Genomic DNA, 200 nt, shown 5'->3' on the forward strand with positions numbered 1-200 from the left:
AGACGAAAATATAGATCCCGAAGTAGAATTTCTGCTTCGGGATTTTTTTTATTTTACTATTTATTAACTGTTGTTTTAAAGCTCCCCTCCTTAAAAAGGAGGGCCCGCCTGAATGACTGTGTCGGGCAGGGTGGCCGTAGGCCGGGGTGGTGTTAATAGTTCAAAGTTTGTAGTTTAGAGTTCGGAGTTTTTTCCGCCAA

Origin of the sequence: Autumnicola aciditolerans, assembly GCF_041679265.1 — a bacterium.
In the GTDB taxonomy this organism is placed as follows: Bacteria; Bacteroidota; Bacteroidia; order Flavobacteriales; family Flavobacteriaceae; genus Autumnicola.